At 66.7% G+C, this 13,078-nt stretch carries 12 protein-coding genes; all 12 read right to left on the reverse strand.

Going from position 1 to position 13,078, the window contains the following annotated elements:
- Positions 1 to 13: 13 nt before the first annotated feature.
- Complete coding sequence (bamA, locus tag ACZK33_RS07330; RefSeq protein ID WP_049463624.1) at positions 14 to 2,377, reverse strand: outer membrane protein assembly factor BamA; 2,364 nt, start codon at positions 2,375 to 2,377, stop codon at positions 14 to 16.
- 74 nt (positions 2,378 to 2,451) lie between these two features.
- On the reverse strand, positions 2,452 to 3,810 hold the full coding sequence (gene rseP, locus ACZK33_RS07335; RefSeq protein WP_423174752.1) for an RIP metalloprotease RseP: 1,359 nt from the start codon (positions 3,808 to 3,810) through the stop codon (positions 2,452 to 2,454).
- Positions 3,811 to 3,865: 55 nt separating this feature from the next.
- The gene (locus ACZK33_RS07340) at positions 3,866 to 5,056 is read right to left on the reverse strand and encodes a 1-deoxy-D-xylulose-5-phosphate reductoisomerase (protein WP_423174753.1); all 1,191 of its coding nucleotides are present in this window, start codon (positions 5,054 to 5,056) and stop codon (positions 3,866 to 3,868) included.
- A 2-nt stretch (positions 5,057 to 5,058) separates the two neighbouring features.
- Positions 5,059 to 5,895: a phosphatidate cytidylyltransferase gene (locus ACZK33_RS07345; protein ID WP_010486331.1), complete on the reverse strand. Its 837-nt coding sequence runs from the start codon at positions 5,893 to 5,895 to the stop codon at positions 5,059 to 5,061.
- The gene (uppS, locus tag ACZK33_RS07350; protein ID WP_032127943.1) at positions 5,892 to 6,659 is read right to left on the reverse strand and encodes a polyprenyl diphosphate synthase; all 768 of its coding nucleotides are present in this window, start codon (positions 6,657 to 6,659) and stop codon (positions 5,892 to 5,894) included. Before uppS ends, ACZK33_RS07345 begins: the two co-directional genes overlap by 4 nt.
- Before the next feature lie 5 nt (positions 6,660 to 6,664).
- On the reverse strand, positions 6,665 to 7,219 hold the full coding sequence (frr, locus tag ACZK33_RS07355; RefSeq protein WP_032127942.1) for a ribosome recycling factor: 555 nt from the start codon (positions 7,217 to 7,219) through the stop codon (positions 6,665 to 6,667).
- 96 nt (positions 7,220 to 7,315) lie between these two features.
- Positions 7,316 to 8,044, reverse strand: coding sequence for a UMP kinase (gene pyrH / locus ACZK33_RS07360; RefSeq protein ID WP_010486325.1), 729 nt, complete (start codon positions 8,042 to 8,044; stop codon positions 7,316 to 7,318).
- Between the two features lie 121 nt (positions 8,045 to 8,165).
- Positions 8,166 to 9,704, reverse strand: a complete 1,539-nt coding sequence (locus tag ACZK33_RS07365) for a GGDEF domain-containing protein (protein WP_423174754.1) — start codon at positions 9,702 to 9,704, stop codon at positions 8,166 to 8,168.
- Between the two features lie 258 nt (positions 9,705 to 9,962).
- Positions 9,963 to 10,838, reverse strand: coding sequence for a translation elongation factor Ts (gene tsf, locus ACZK33_RS07370; protein WP_032127939.1), 876 nt, complete (start codon positions 10,836 to 10,838; stop codon positions 9,963 to 9,965).
- Between the two features lie 126 nt (positions 10,839 to 10,964).
- The gene (rpsB, locus tag ACZK33_RS07375) at positions 10,965 to 11,771 is read right to left on the reverse strand and encodes a 30S ribosomal protein S2 (protein ID WP_005408748.1); all 807 of its coding nucleotides are present in this window, start codon (positions 11,769 to 11,771) and stop codon (positions 10,965 to 10,967) included.
- A 219-nt stretch (positions 11,772 to 11,990) separates the two neighbouring features.
- Positions 11,991 to 12,689 carry a fimbrial biogenesis chaperone gene (locus ACZK33_RS07380; RefSeq protein ID WP_423174755.1) on the reverse strand — a complete coding sequence of 233 codons (699 nt, stop codon included), beginning with the start codon at positions 12,687 to 12,689 and terminating at the stop codon, positions 11,991 to 11,993.
- The gene (locus tag ACZK33_RS07385; RefSeq protein ID WP_164081126.1) at positions 12,689 to 12,907 is read right to left on the reverse strand and encodes a hypothetical protein; all 219 of its coding nucleotides are present in this window, start codon (positions 12,905 to 12,907) and stop codon (positions 12,689 to 12,691) included. The genes ACZK33_RS07380 and ACZK33_RS07385 overlap by 1 nt, the downstream gene beginning before the upstream one ends.
- Positions 12,908 to 13,078: the final 171 nt, after the last annotated feature.

Below are 13,078 nucleotides of genomic sequence, written 5' to 3' on the forward strand. Positions count from 1 at the left end.
GGAACGACGTTCCTCAGAACTGGCCACCGAACGTGAATTGCAGACGTTCGATCTTGTCATCGTCTTCCTTCTTCAGCGGGAAGGCGTAGCTGATCGAGATCGGGCCGACCGGGGCGCGCCACAGCAGGGCCACACCGGTGGACACGCGCAGTTCGTTGGCCTTGAAGTTCTTGGTGCCGTTGTAGACGTTACCGAAGTCGACGAAGGCGGACACGCGTGCCGACGGGCTGTCGAACAGGCGCGGGAAGTAGGCTTCGACCGAACCGACGGTCTTCAGCGAACCACCCAGCGGCTGGCCTTCCGGGTAGCCGTTGGTGACTTCGCGCGGGCCGAGGGTGTTGTCTTCGAAGCCGCGCACCGAGTTGGTACCGCCGGCGTAGAAGTTCTCGAAGAACGGCAGGCCGCTGGCGGTCACCGTACGGGTGGTGCCGTCCGGGTTGGTCAGCGTGCGGGTGTAGTCGTTGCCATAGGCATCGCCGTAGCCCACTTCGGCACGGGTGTTGATCACCAGCGACGGCATGATCGGCCAGTACTTGCTGATCTGGTAGTTCAGCTTGTAGTACTCGATGGTCGAACCCGGCAGCGTGGTTTCCAGGCCGATGCGCTGGTAGGTACCGCGGGTCGGCATGAAGTAGTCGTTGCGCGAGTCACGCGCCCAGCCCAGCTCGGTGCGCCAGGCATGGAACGTGCGCCTACCGACGGCGTTGATGTAGTCGATGATCGACTGCGGGGTCGAGCCCTGGTAGGTGGTGATCTGGTTGCTGTCGATGCCGAACATCAGCGAGACGGTATCGGTCTCGGTGATCGGCACGCCGAACACCACCTGCGCCGAACCATTGGTGCTGTTGTACTGCGCGGTGTTGAAGTCGGAGTAGTCCAGTTCGCGCCAGGACAGGTTGTAGCCCAGCGACACGCCGTCATCGGTGAAGTACGGGTTGGTGTAGCTGAAGCCGTAGCGCTGCAGGTAGCTGCTGCGCGAGGCTTCGACCGACACGCGGTTGCCGCCGCCGAGGAAGTTGTTCTGCGACAGCTGCACCGAGGTGGTCATGCCGTAGGACTGCGAGTAGCCCAGGCCGAACACGAAGCTGCCGGACGTGGTTTCCTTGACGTTGTAGACGACGTCGACCTGGTCGTTGCTGCCGCTCACGGCCGGGGTTTCAACGTCCACCGACTCGAAGTAGCCCAGGCGCTGCAGGCGGATCTTGGAGCGGTCGATCGCGGCCTGCGAGTACCAGCTGTTCTCGAACTGGCGCATTTCGCGACGCATCACTTCGTCGGACGTACGCGTGTTGCCACGGAACAGGATGCGACGCACCGATACGCGCGGGCCGGGCACGACCTGCATGTTGATCGCCACGGTCTGCTCGGGGCGGTTGGTGGTCGGGATCGGGTTCACCTTGGCGAACGCGTAGCCGATGTTGGACAGCGAGTTGGTGATGGTGTCCGAGCTGAATTCCAGCAGCGCACGCGAGAACGTGTCGCCGGACTTCTGGATCACCATGCGCTCGACGTCCTCCTGCGGAAGGATCGTGTCGCCGCTGACCTTGATCTCGGAGATCTTGTACTGCGCACCTTCGGTCACGCCGGCGGTGAGGAACATGTCGCGCTTGTCGGGGCTGATCGACACCTGGGTCGAATCAATGCTGAAGTCGACATAGCCGCGGTCGAGGTACCAGGAATTGAGCTTTTCCAGGTCGCCGGACAGCTTTTCCTTGGAGTACTGGTCGTCACGGCGGTACCACGATGCCCAGTTGTGCTCCTTGGACTCCCAGGTCTCCAGGATGTCCTTGCTCTCGAACTTCTCGGTGCCGACCAGGTTGACGTGACGGATCTTGGCCGCCTTGCCTTCCTTGATGGCGATCGCGATGTCCACGCGGTTGCGGTCCAGCGGGCTCACCGTCGGGGTGATCTCGACGTTGTACTTGCCGCGGTCGTTGTACTGGCGGCGCAGTTCCTGGGTCACGCGGTCCAGGCTCAGGCGATCGAAGGTGCCGCCCTCGGTCAGGCCGATGTCGGACAGGCCCTTGAGCAGCTGCTCGGACTTGATGTCCTTGTTGCCGGTCACGGTCAGCTTGTTGATCGCCGGGCGTTCCTTGACGGTCACCACCAGGATGCTGCCCTGGCGGTCCAGCTGCACGTCTTCGAAGAAGCCGGTCTTGTACAGGGCGCGGATGGTCTCGCCGACCTTGTTGTCGGTGACCGTCTCGCCACGCTCCACCGGCAGGTAGGTGAATACCGTGCCCGAGCTGATGCGCTGCAGGCCATCCACGCGGATGTCGCTGACAGTGAAGGGCTCGGCTGCCTGGGCCAGGGCGGGAGCGCCGGTGACGGCGGCGAGGGCGAGGGCCAGCAGGCGGCGATTGGGGAGTCGCGTCATGTCACGTCCGGTAGGAAGGTCGATTTCATTGGTGCGGGATGCCGACGCTGTAGACGGCAACAACGTGGAAAAGTTCATCGCGGGACCAGGCCGAGGATGTCGTTGTAGAACGCCAACCCCATCAGCCCGGCCAGCAACGCCAGGCCGATGTACTGGCCGGCGGCGATGGCACGCTCGCTCAGCGGGCTGCCCTTGACCAACTCGATAAGGTAATACAGCAGGTGGCCGCCGTCCAAGATCGGGATCGGCAACAGGTTGATGATGCACAGGCTGAGTGACAGCAGGGCAAGGAACTGCAGGAACCAGTCCAGGCCGCGTTTGGCCGAGATGTTGGCTACCCGGGCGATGGTGACGGGCCCGGAAACGTTCTGCAGCGAGGCTTTGCCGGTGACGATGCGGCCCATCATGCCCAGCGAATCGGCCGCCAGGCGGCCGGTTTCGCGCACGGCCACGGTGACCGCGTCGAGCGGGCCATAGCGCAGCAGGGTGTCGTAGGGAGGGCTGAACGAGGTCGGGAACTGCACGCCGATCTGCCAGATCGGCTCGCCCTTTGAATCCTTGCCCTGGCGCGGGGTGACTTCCAGCGCCAGGCGCTCGCCGCCCCGCAGGACCTCGATCATGCCCGGGCCGCCGGCGCGGCCCAGCGTCTGGATCTCGCCGATGACCTGGTCGGCGCCGTCGATGCGCTGGCCGTCGATCGCTACGATCAGATCGCCCGGCTGCAGCTGCCCGGCCACCACGGAGTCCGCGGTGAGCGACTCGACCAGCGCCGGTTGCAGCCACGACTGCCAGTACAGGCCAGCCAGGATCGGCACGCGCCGTTCATCGAAGCCGGGGGGCAGCTGCGACAGCGGCAGGCTGCGCACGCGCACCTGGTCGGTCGGGTCCAGCACTTCCAGCTTCACGTCGCGGCGGTCCATCGCGGCGGCGGTCAGCGCCATGCTGGCCTCGCCGAGGGTGACCACCGGGCGCTCGTCCACGCGCAGCACGCGGTCGCCGCTGGTCAGGCCGGCGCTGGCGGCGATGCCGCTGACACGGCCGATGGTCGGCGAATAATCCTGCTTGCCGATCACGAACATCGCCCACAGCAGCAGGATGCACAGCAGCAGGTTGGCGATCGGTCCGGCGGCGACGATGGCGATGCGCTGCCAGACGGTCTTGTGGTTGAAGGCCTGGCCGCGCTCGTGCGGGTGCACTTCGACCTCGCGCTCGTCCAGGAACTTCACATAACCGCCCAGCGGGATGGCGGCGATGGCGAACTCGGTGCCGTGCCTGTCCCGGCGCGACCACAGCGGCCGGCCGAAGCCGACCGAGAAGCGCAGGATCCTGACCCCGCACAGGCGCCCGACCCAGTAATGCCCGAACTCGTGGAACGTGACCAGCAGCCCGAGGCTGACAATCATCCACCAGACCGATCCGATGAAGTCAGTCATGCAGGCTCACAGTGGCGGGCAGGGGCGGCGTCGTCATGCTGGGCGAGGCGGTCGTTCAGGCGGCGTCGATGGCGTTCAGGGTCAGCTGGCGTGCCCGCTGGTCGGCGGACAACAGGACCTCCAGTGTATCGGCTGGCTGGGTCGGCAGTGTTGAAAGAGCGTTAGCAACCAGCTCCGGGATGGTCAGGAAACCGATCCGGCCCTGAAGAAACGCTGAAACCGCCTCTTCATTGGCAGCGTTCAGCACCGCCGGGGCGGTGCCGCCGGCCTGCATCGCCTGCCAGGCCAGGGCCAGGCAGGGGAAGGCGTCGGTGTCCGGGGCCTCGAAATCGAGCCGGCCCTGGGCCAGCAGATCCAGCCCGGATACGCCCGATTCGATGCGTTGTGGCCAGCCCAGGCCAACGGCCAGTGTGGTGCGCATGTCCGGCAGGCCCATCTGCGCCAGAGTCGAGCCGTCCACGAACTCGACCAGCGAGTGGACCAGGCTCTGCGGGTGCACCAGCACTTCGATGCGCTCACCGGGGATGCCGAACAGGTGGTGGGCCTCGATCACTTCCAGGCCCTTGTTCATCAACGTCGCCGAATCGACCGAGATCTTCGGCCCCATCGACCACTTCGGGTGGGCAACGGCCTGGGCCGGGGTGACCTGGGCCAGTTCGGCGCGGCTGCGGCCACGGAACGGGCCGCCGGAGGCGGTCAGCAGGATGCGGCGCACGCCGGCGCCATCGACGCTGGCATCGCGCGAGCGCAGGCACTGGAAGATCGCGCTGTGTTCGCTGTCGATCGGGATGATCTCGGCGCCGGCGCGTTCAGCGGTGCGGGTCAGCAGCTCACCGGCCAGCACCAGCGATTCCTTGTTGGCCAGCAGGATGCGCTTGCCCGCGGCGGCGGCGGCCAGGGTGGAAGACAGCCCGGCCGCACCGACGATGGCGGCGACCACGGTGTCGCAGGCATCGCTGGCGGCCAGCTGGTCCAGCGCGGCATGGCCGGCATGCGCCTCGGTGGCCAGTCCGGCATCGCGCAGGCCATCGCGCAGCTGAGCGAACAGCGATTCGTCGGCGATCACCGCGTGCGCGGGCCGGTGCTGGCGGCACAGTGCCAGCAACGCCTGCACCTGACGACCGGCGGCCAGCACGGTGGCCTGGTAGCGCTGCGGGTGGCGGGCGATCACGTCCAGCGTGGAGGCACCGATCGAGCCGGTGGCGCCGAATACGGCGACCCGGCGCAGGTCTGCGACAGCATTCATGGTCAGAACCCGAAGATTTCCTTGCCGAGTGCGAACACCGGCACTGCAGCCAGGACGCCGTCGACACGGTCGAGTACGCCACCATGGCCCGGAATCAGGTGGCCCGAGTCCTTGGCGCCCGCGTGGCGCTTGATCAGGCTTTCGAACAGATCACCCAGCACCGAGGCGAATACGGCCACCACCGAAGTGATCAGCAGGCCCGGCAGGTGTGCGGTATCGATGCCGGCCAGCCAGCCCAGGCCGACGGCCACGGCGACACCGGCCAGCAGGCCGCCGAACAGGCCTTCCCAGGTCTTGTTGGGGCTGATGCGCGGGGCCAGCTTGTGCTTGCCGAAGTGACGGCCGGCGAAATAGGCGCCCGAATCGGCCGCCCAGACCAGTGCCAGCGCAGCCAGCAGCCACAGGTGGCCCTGCTTGCCCGGCGGATCGCCGCCGGCATGGATCAGCACCAGCGCGGCCCAGGCCGGAACGATGGCCAGCGTACCGGCCAGCATCTTCACGATGCGCGAGGGTGCCGACGGTTGCGCGCCGAAATTGAAGAAGCGCAGCCAGACCAGCGCCGCCAGCCACCAGGCAACACCGGCCAATGTGGTGATCTGGAACAGCACCAGCGTGCTGCCATCGGCCCACACCAGCAGCACCATCAGCAGCAGGTTCAGTACCAGCAGCACGGTGCGCGCCAGGGTGTCTTCGATGCCGGCCAGCTTCAGCCACTCCCACAGGCCGATCAGCAGAACCGCAGCGGCCGCCGCTGCCAGCCATTGGGTCGGCAGCAGCAGGATCGCGGCAATGGCGACCGGCGCCATGATCAGCGCGGCAAGGACTCGGGTCTTGGTCATGGGCTGGAAGTCTCGGTGGCCAGTGCGGCGATCTGGGCGCTGGTCAGGCCGAAACGACGCTCACGGCTGCCGTAGGCGTCCAGCGCCTGCTGCAGCAGGGCGGGATCGAAGTCTGGCCACAGCGCCTCGGTGAACCACAGCTCGGTGTACGCCAGCTGCCACAGCAGGAAGTTGCTGATGCGGGTGTCGCCACCGGTGCGGATGAACAGGTCCGGTGGCGGCAGGTCGGCCAGGGCGACCTGGCTGCCCAGCAGCGATTCGTCGATCTGTTCGGGCAGCAGGCGGCCGGCGGCGACTTCAGCGGCCAGCGCGCGCGCGGCACGGGCGATGTCCTGGCGGCCACCGTAGCTGGCGGCGATCGACAGGGTCAGGGTGGTGTTGTCTGCGGTGCGCTGCTCGGCCAGCTGCATGCGGCTGACCAGCCCGGCACCGAAGCGTTCGCGCTCGCCGATGAAGCGCACGCGCACGCCACGCCGATGCAGCTCGTCCACTTCGCGGTCGAGCGCGCCGAGGAACAGCTTCATCAACGCATCGACTTCTTCCTGCGGCCGGCCCCAGTTCTCGCTGGAAAACGCGAACAGGGTCAGCGCCGGAATGCCCAGCTCAAGGCAGCGCTCGATGGTGCGGTTGACCGCACGCGCGCCGGCCCGGTGGCCGATCACGCGCGGACGACGGCGCTGCTGTGCCCAGCGCCCATTGCCATCCATGATGATGGCAATGTGGCGGGGCAGGGCGGCCGGCAACGGAGGCGGGACTGAAGGCATCGACTTCAGACCGACAGCAGTTCTTTTTCCTTGTCGGCAACGACCTTGTCGACGTCCTTGATGTTGGTGTCGGTCAACTTCTGGATGTCGTCCTCACCGCGCTTCTTCTCGTCTTCGCTGATCGCCTTGTCCTTGACCAGCTTGGCGATTTCCTTGTTCGCGTCCTGACGGATGTTGCGGATCGCGATCTTGGCGCCTTCGCCTTCCTTCTGCACCTGCTTGGCCAGCTCCTTGCGGCGCTCTTCGGTCGGCGGCGGCATGTTGATGCGGATCGCGGTGCCCAGGGTGTTCGGCGTGAACTCGGCGTTGTAGAGACCCTTTTCGATCTCCTTGATCATGCTCTTGTCGAACGGCGTGACCAGCAGCGAGTGGGCGTCGGCGTTGGAGATCGATGCGACCTGGTTCAGCGGGGTGCTGGCGTTGCCATAGGCGCTGACCGTGACGCGGTCCAGCAGGGCCGGGGTGGCGCGGCCGGTGCGGATCGAGGTGAGGGTGTGCTTCAGAGCGTCGATGCTCTTGGCCATGCGCGTCTGCGCGTTGTTCTTGATGTCGTTGAGCATCGCCCGGTCCTGGGTGTAACTGGAATCGGGCGATTATAGGCGAATACGGGACGCTGCCGGGCCAGAATCGGCCCGGAGCTCGCCTGGCGCTCAGGCTCAGGCCGGGTCGCGGCCCTGGACCAGGGTGCCGATGTTCTCGCCGCTGAGGATCTTCAGCAGCTCGCCCGGCTGGCCCATGTCGAACACGCGCATCGGCAGGTCGCTGTCGCGGGCCAGTGCGAAGGCCGCGGTATCCATCACTTCCAGGCCGCGGCGGATCACTTCGTCGTAGCTCAGGCTGTCGAAACGGACCGCGTCGCTGTGCTTGTTCGGGTCCTTGTCGTACACGCCATCGACCTTGGTGGCCTTCAGCAGCAGGTCGGCACCGATCTCGATCGCACGCAGCGCGGCGCCGGAGTCGGTGGTGAAGAACGGGCTGCCGACGCCGGCGGCGAAAATCACCAGGCGGCCCTTTTCCAGGTGGCGGATGGCGCGGCGGCGGATGTAGTCCTCGCACACGTCGTTGATCTTGATCGCGCTCATCACGCGGGCCTTGGCGCCCAGCTTTTCCAGGGCGTCCTGCATGGCCAGGGCGTTGATGACCGTGGCCAGCATGCCCATCTGGTCGCCGGTGACCCGGTCCATGCCGCCAGCGGCCAGGCCGGCGCCGCGGAAGATGTTGCCGCCGCCGATCACCAGCGCCACTTCGGCACCGGCCTGCTGGGCTTCGATGACCTCACGGGCCAGGCGATTGATGATCTTCGGGTCGATGCCGTAGTCCTCATCTCCCATCAGCGCCTCCCCGGACAGTTTCAGAAGGATGCGGCGATAGGCGAGCTTGGACATAGGGACCTCGGGTGCGTGGAAATCGCGGGCGATTCTACGCGCATGCGGCGTTGGGCCAAAGTGTTTTGTGCACTGCGGCGCGAAATCCTGCCGTCCGCCCCGCTCACGCGGGGCGTCCCGTTCAGCCCAGCTCGGCGCCGGCGGTGGCTGAAAGCTCGTCGTGGCCGAGGGCGCCGGGGGAGCGGGCGATCACCCGGTTGCGGCCCAGGTTCTTCGAGCGGTACAGCACATCGTCGGCTGCGCGCAGCAGGTCCTGCACGTCGGCAAAGCGTTCGTAGCCGCCCTGGGTGGCCACGCCGGCGGAGAAGGTGACGAACAGCGGGCCCCCCTCCAGCTCGGCCATCGGCGTGGCGACGATGTTGGCCAGCACACGCCGGATCACGTCCAGCGCCACCGATTCACTGGTGTTGGGCAGCAGCGCGACGAATTCCTCGCCACCGAAGCGGGCCACGGTGTCGCTGTTGCGCAGCTGGCCCTGCAGCTTGCCGGCAAAGGCGCGCAGCACCTCGTCGCCGGTCAGGTGGCCGTGGGCATCGTTGATCTTCTTGAAGTCGTCCAGGTCGATGAAGGCCACCGACAGCGGCCAGCCCTGGCGCCCGGCGCGCAGGAACTCCTGTTCCAGCACCGCCTCCAGCTGGCGGCGGTTGAGCACGCCGGTCAGGGCGTCGCGGTGGGCCTGGTCGGCCAGGCGCTTGGCCCGCGCCTCGAATTCGTCGGCGCGGCGGCGTGCCTGATCGGCATCCTGCAGCTCGCGCAGGTTGCGCAGGGTGGCCAGTTCCTGCGCGTGGTCGATCAGCTCACGGACCCGCGAGGGCGAGTTCAGGCCGGCCTCGAACAGGCTGGCGATATCTGGAAGGGCATCGCTGATGCGGGTCAGCACCTGATCGAAACGGGCGCTGTCGAGCTCCAGCCGGTCATGCACCTGGTGCAGAGCGCGTTCGCGGGCGGCATCGGCGTCTTCGTCCAGCCAGATGTCGGCAACAGCGCCGGACAGCTGCACGCAGGCCTGGAACGGCGAATCGGCAGCGTCGTCGTCCTCGCTGTGGCTGATGCTTTCCACCAGGTAGCGCGGCAGGCCCCACTGTTCGGCCACCCAGGCGCCGACATCGGCGTGGCTGCAGCCCAGTTCCTCGCGCTCGCGTGCGACCAGATCGGTATTGTCACGGGCTTCGCGCAGCAGTGGCAGGTAGCGCTCCGATTCGGCCTGGGTCAGGCACAGCACGCCCAGGTCCTGCAGCAGCCCGGCCAGCATCAGTTCCTCCAGCCGGCGCAGGCCGCGCGCCTGGCCCAGCTGGCTGGCGGCCAGGGCGCTGAGAATGCTGCGCTTCCACGCGCGCTGGCGCAGGTCGTGGTCGGCACCGCCGCCACCGGTCAGGCCCTGGGTGACGGTGAAGCCGAGGGCGAGGCTGATCGTGGCATTCAGGCCGAGCATGGTCAGCGCCTGGCCGAGGTTCTCGATGCGGCGGCGGCTGGCGTACAGCGGCGAATTGGCGATGCGCAGCATGCGAGCGCTCAGCGCCATGTCGATGGCGATGATGTCGGCGGCGGTGGCGATGTCCGCTTCCGGGTCCTGGGCCAGCTCGATGATGCGCAGGGCAATACCGGGTGGCGAGGGCAGGTTGCGGCAGAGCGCCAGGGCAGCTGTCAGCTCGGGAGGCATGTCGGGTCGTTCAATTCCATTGGGACAAGAATACCTAGGAATGCATCACAGTCCGCGATTTTCGTTCCTGCTATGTGACTGTGGATTCCCTGCGCCGAGTATCGGCTTGATTCGCGCGCAACGCAAAGGTGCCGGTTGTGCGCACCAACGGTGCGCACCCACCGATGGGGCATGGGTTCATCCCTTGGCCCATACATAAAAAAAGAGCCGCGGTTTCCCGCGGCTCCTTCTGGTCGCTTCACAGCCGGAAGGCTGGAATCAGACCTGCATCGCCTTGGCAACTTCAGCGGCGTAGTCTTCCACCACCTTCTCGATGCCTTCGCCGACGATCAGCAGCTTGAAGCCAGCCACGTCGGCGCCAGCGGCCTTGACCACCTGCTCGACGGTGGTGTCGCCCAGCACGTAGGTCTGGCCGTACAGGGTCACGTCGCTGACGATCTTGTTGATCTTGCCGCTGATGATCTTTTCCAGGATCTCGGCCGGCTTGGCCTTGTCCTTTTCGGACATCTTGGCCAGCTCGATTTCCTTTTCCTTCTCGACGAACTCGGCCGGGACGTCCGCAGCCTTGTTGTGCGGCGGCTTCAGGGCTGCCACGTGCATGGCCAGGCCACGGGCCAGCTCGACGTCGCCGCCGACCAGGTCGACCAGCACGCCAACCTTGCCGTTGGTGTGGACGTAGGCGCCGATGGTGTTGTTGCCATCAACCTTCACCATGCGACGGATCTGGATGTTTTCACCCAGGGTCTGCACGGCGGTGGCGCGGGCTTCTTCAACGGTGCGGCCATCGGCCAGCTTGGCAGCCTTCACGGCTTCGACGTCGTTGGCGCCCGATGCCAGGGCGGCAGCGGCGACGGCATTGACGAAGGACTTGAAGTTGTCATCGTTGGCGACGAAGTCGGTTTCCGAGTTGACTTCGACCAGCACGGCCTTGCCGCCATCCTGGGCCAGGCCCAGACGGCCTTCGGCGGCCACGCGGTCAGCCTTCTTGTCGGCCTTGGCAGCGCCGGACTTGCGCATGGCTTCAGCAGCAGCGTTGATGTCGCCGTTGGCTTCGGTGAGAGCCTTCTTGCATTCCATCATGCCGGCGCCGGTGCGCTCGCGCAGTTCCTTGACCAGGGAAGCAGTGATTTCCACGGGATTACCTCACGAAAGAAAGGGGTTGGGCCGGCATGGTGGCCGGCCCGTGTGACACGGTCCTGTCACGCGCCAAAGGCTGCGCGCAGGGAGGGTGGACGCAGGGCGTCCACCCCGGGGCCTGGATCAGGCCTGGGCGTCGTCGCCCTTCTTGGCAGCCTTCTTGGCCGGAGCGCGGCGGGCCGGCTTTTCTTCGCCTTCAGCAGCGGCTTCGGCGAACTCTTCCTCACGCACCGAAGCAGCGTGCGGAGCAGCAGCCTTGCCTTCCAGCACGGCGTCGGCAGCGGCGCGGGCGTACAGCTGCACAGCGCGGATGGCGTCGTCGTTGCCCGGGATGGCGTAGTCCACCAGTTCCGGGTTGTAGTTGGTGTCGACCACGGCGATGACCGGGATGCCCAGCTTCTTGGCTTCCTTGATCGCGATGTCTTCGTGGCCGATGTCGATCACGAAGATGGCGTCCGGCAGACGGTTCATGTCCTTGATGCCGCCCAGCGAGGCTTCCAGCTTGTCGCGCTCGCGACGCAGGCCCAGCACTTCGTGCTTGACCAGCTTCTCGAAGGTGCCGTCGGTTTCACCGGCTTCCAGTTCCTTCAGGCGGGCAACCGACTGCTTGACGGTACGGAAGTTGGTCAGGGTGCCGCCCAGCCAACGCTGGTTCATGAACGGCATGCCACAACGCTCGGCTTCTTCCTTGATGGTTTCGCGGGCGCTGCGCTTGGTGCCCAGGAACAGGACGGTGCCGCGCTTCTGGGCAACCGACGAGATGAAGTTCATCGCATCGTTGAACAGCGGGACGGTCTTTTCCAGGTTGATGATGTGGATCTTGCCGCGGGCGCCGAAGATGTACGGAGCCATCTTCGGGTTCCAGTAGCGGGTCTGGTGGCCGAAGTGGACGCCGGCTTCCAGCATCTGACGCATGGTGACCTGGGGCATTGCAATACTCCTGATATGGAACCGGCGTTTCCGCCCGCGGGATAGGTATGCGGGACGCGTGGAAGCGCGGATGGTTCCGGGGTTGGGCTTCCCTGTTGCCTCCGTGGCCGAACTCCTTGCGGAGCACCCCGGCACGGATGGGGGCAGCAGGTGTGGATTCACCGGTGACGTCCGGTGTGGACGGTCTCCCGCGCACGCAGGCGGCAGGAATCCGGTCGATTATAGCCCGCTGGGAGCGCTCGCTGCAATTGCCGGGGCCGGCGCGGTCAGATCGACCACGCGGCCGTCCTGCAGCCGGGCCTGGAAATGGCCACCGGCATAGCCGTCGGCATGGACGGGGAGGGCCCAGCGGCGTTCCCTGCCCGCCAGCAGGTAGCCGGCCAGTCCCGGCAGCAGCAGGGTGCGGCGTCCATCGCCGGCGACGAACGCAAGATCGTGCAGGCGGGCGTGTACCGTGCCTGCGTTATGCAGTCGCAGAAGGGGCTGCGACGTTCCGGGCTCTATCTCGGCATGCAGGTCTGGCCGCGCCAGGGGCGCCGCATGCCCCCGGAACAAGGGCAGCGAGTAGCGTGGCAGGTCCGGTCCGCTGGGGCGCAGGATCACCCGGTAGGCCTGCTCGACGGCAACGGGCGACGTCTCCCGAGGCAGCAGCCAGATGCGTTGACGGGTGCCGGGCGGGAGGTCGAGCCGGGCGGGGCTGGCCAGGATCTGGTCGCTGGGCCGCAGCTTTTCCGCATCGACCTGCTGTTCCCAGGCCAGGATCCGAACCTCGCCCTGCCAGCGGCCGGGCCCGGGGTTGTACAGCCACAGCTCGCCGTGCCCCCCTTCGGCGGGCAGCTGCAGGGTGGTGGGCACCAGGTCCAGCGCCGCAGCGGGCAGTGCCAGCAGCAGTGCCAGCAGGCTCAGCAGGATGCGCATCAGTAGATGAGGGTCACGGCAGGCGCCGCGTCGTCGCTGTCGGCCGGCGGCGCGAGGTCGCGGATCTGTTGCGGAAGCTCGGGCGCGTCGCTGCGCCGGTGCGGTGCCGCGCATCGGGTGTTGCCGGCATCACTGCTGCAGCCCTCGACCACAGTCAGCCGGATCTGCAGGGAGGTGCTGCCGGGATCGGCCCACGCGGGCGTACTGGCGACCAGCATCGCCCCGATCAGAAGTGCGCGAACCACCTGCCATCCACCGTACTGTAGGACCCGTTGCGCGGTATCGGCCGGATCGGCCGAATCTGTAGGCTCGACTGCCAGTCGACTGGTCCTGGCGCAGGAGGGATGCGCACATCCACGCACGGCGTGGATCTACCGGAACCCACCCCG

Source organism: Stenotrophomonas sp. 86156_Sma (assembly GCF_056481625.1).

Coding starts and splice junctions, on each gene's coding strand:
- bamA (WP_049463624.1), bottom strand. CDS start 2,377: ATGACGCGACTCCCCAATCGCCGCCTGCTGGCCCTCGCCCTCGCCGCC.
- rseP (WP_423174752.1), bottom strand. CDS start 3,810: ATGACTGACTTCATCGGATCGGTCTGGTGGATGATTGTCAGCCTCGGG.
- ACZK33_RS07340 (WP_423174753.1), bottom strand. CDS start 5,056: ATGAATGCTGTCGCAGACCTGCGCCGGGTCGCCGTATTCGGCGCCACC.
- ACZK33_RS07345 (WP_010486331.1), bottom strand. CDS start 5,895: ATGACCAAGACCCGAGTCCTTGCCGCGCTGATCATGGCGCCGGTCGCC.
- uppS (WP_032127943.1), bottom strand. CDS start 6,659: ATGCCTTCAGTCCCGCCTCCGTTGCCGGCCGCCCTGCCCCGCCACATT.
- frr (WP_032127942.1), bottom strand. CDS start 7,219: ATGCTCAACGACATCAAGAACAACGCGCAGACGCGCATGGCCAAGAGC.
- pyrH (WP_010486325.1), bottom strand. CDS start 8,044: ATGTCCAAGCTCGCCTATCGCCGCATCCTTCTGAAACTGTCCGGGGAG.
- ACZK33_RS07365 (WP_423174754.1), bottom strand. CDS start 9,704: ATGCCTCCCGAGCTGACAGCTGCCCTGGCGCTCTGCCGCAACCTGCCC.
- rpsB (WP_005408748.1), bottom strand. CDS start 11,771: ATGCCCCAGGTCACCATGCGTCAGATGCTGGAAGCCGGCGTCCACTTC.
- ACZK33_RS07380 (WP_423174755.1), bottom strand. CDS start 12,689: ATGCGCATCCTGCTGAGCCTGCTGGCACTGCTGCTGGCACTGCCCGCT.
- ACZK33_RS07385 (WP_164081126.1), bottom strand. CDS start 12,907: ATGCTGGTCGCCAGTACGCCCGCGTGGGCCGATCCCGGCAGCACCTCC.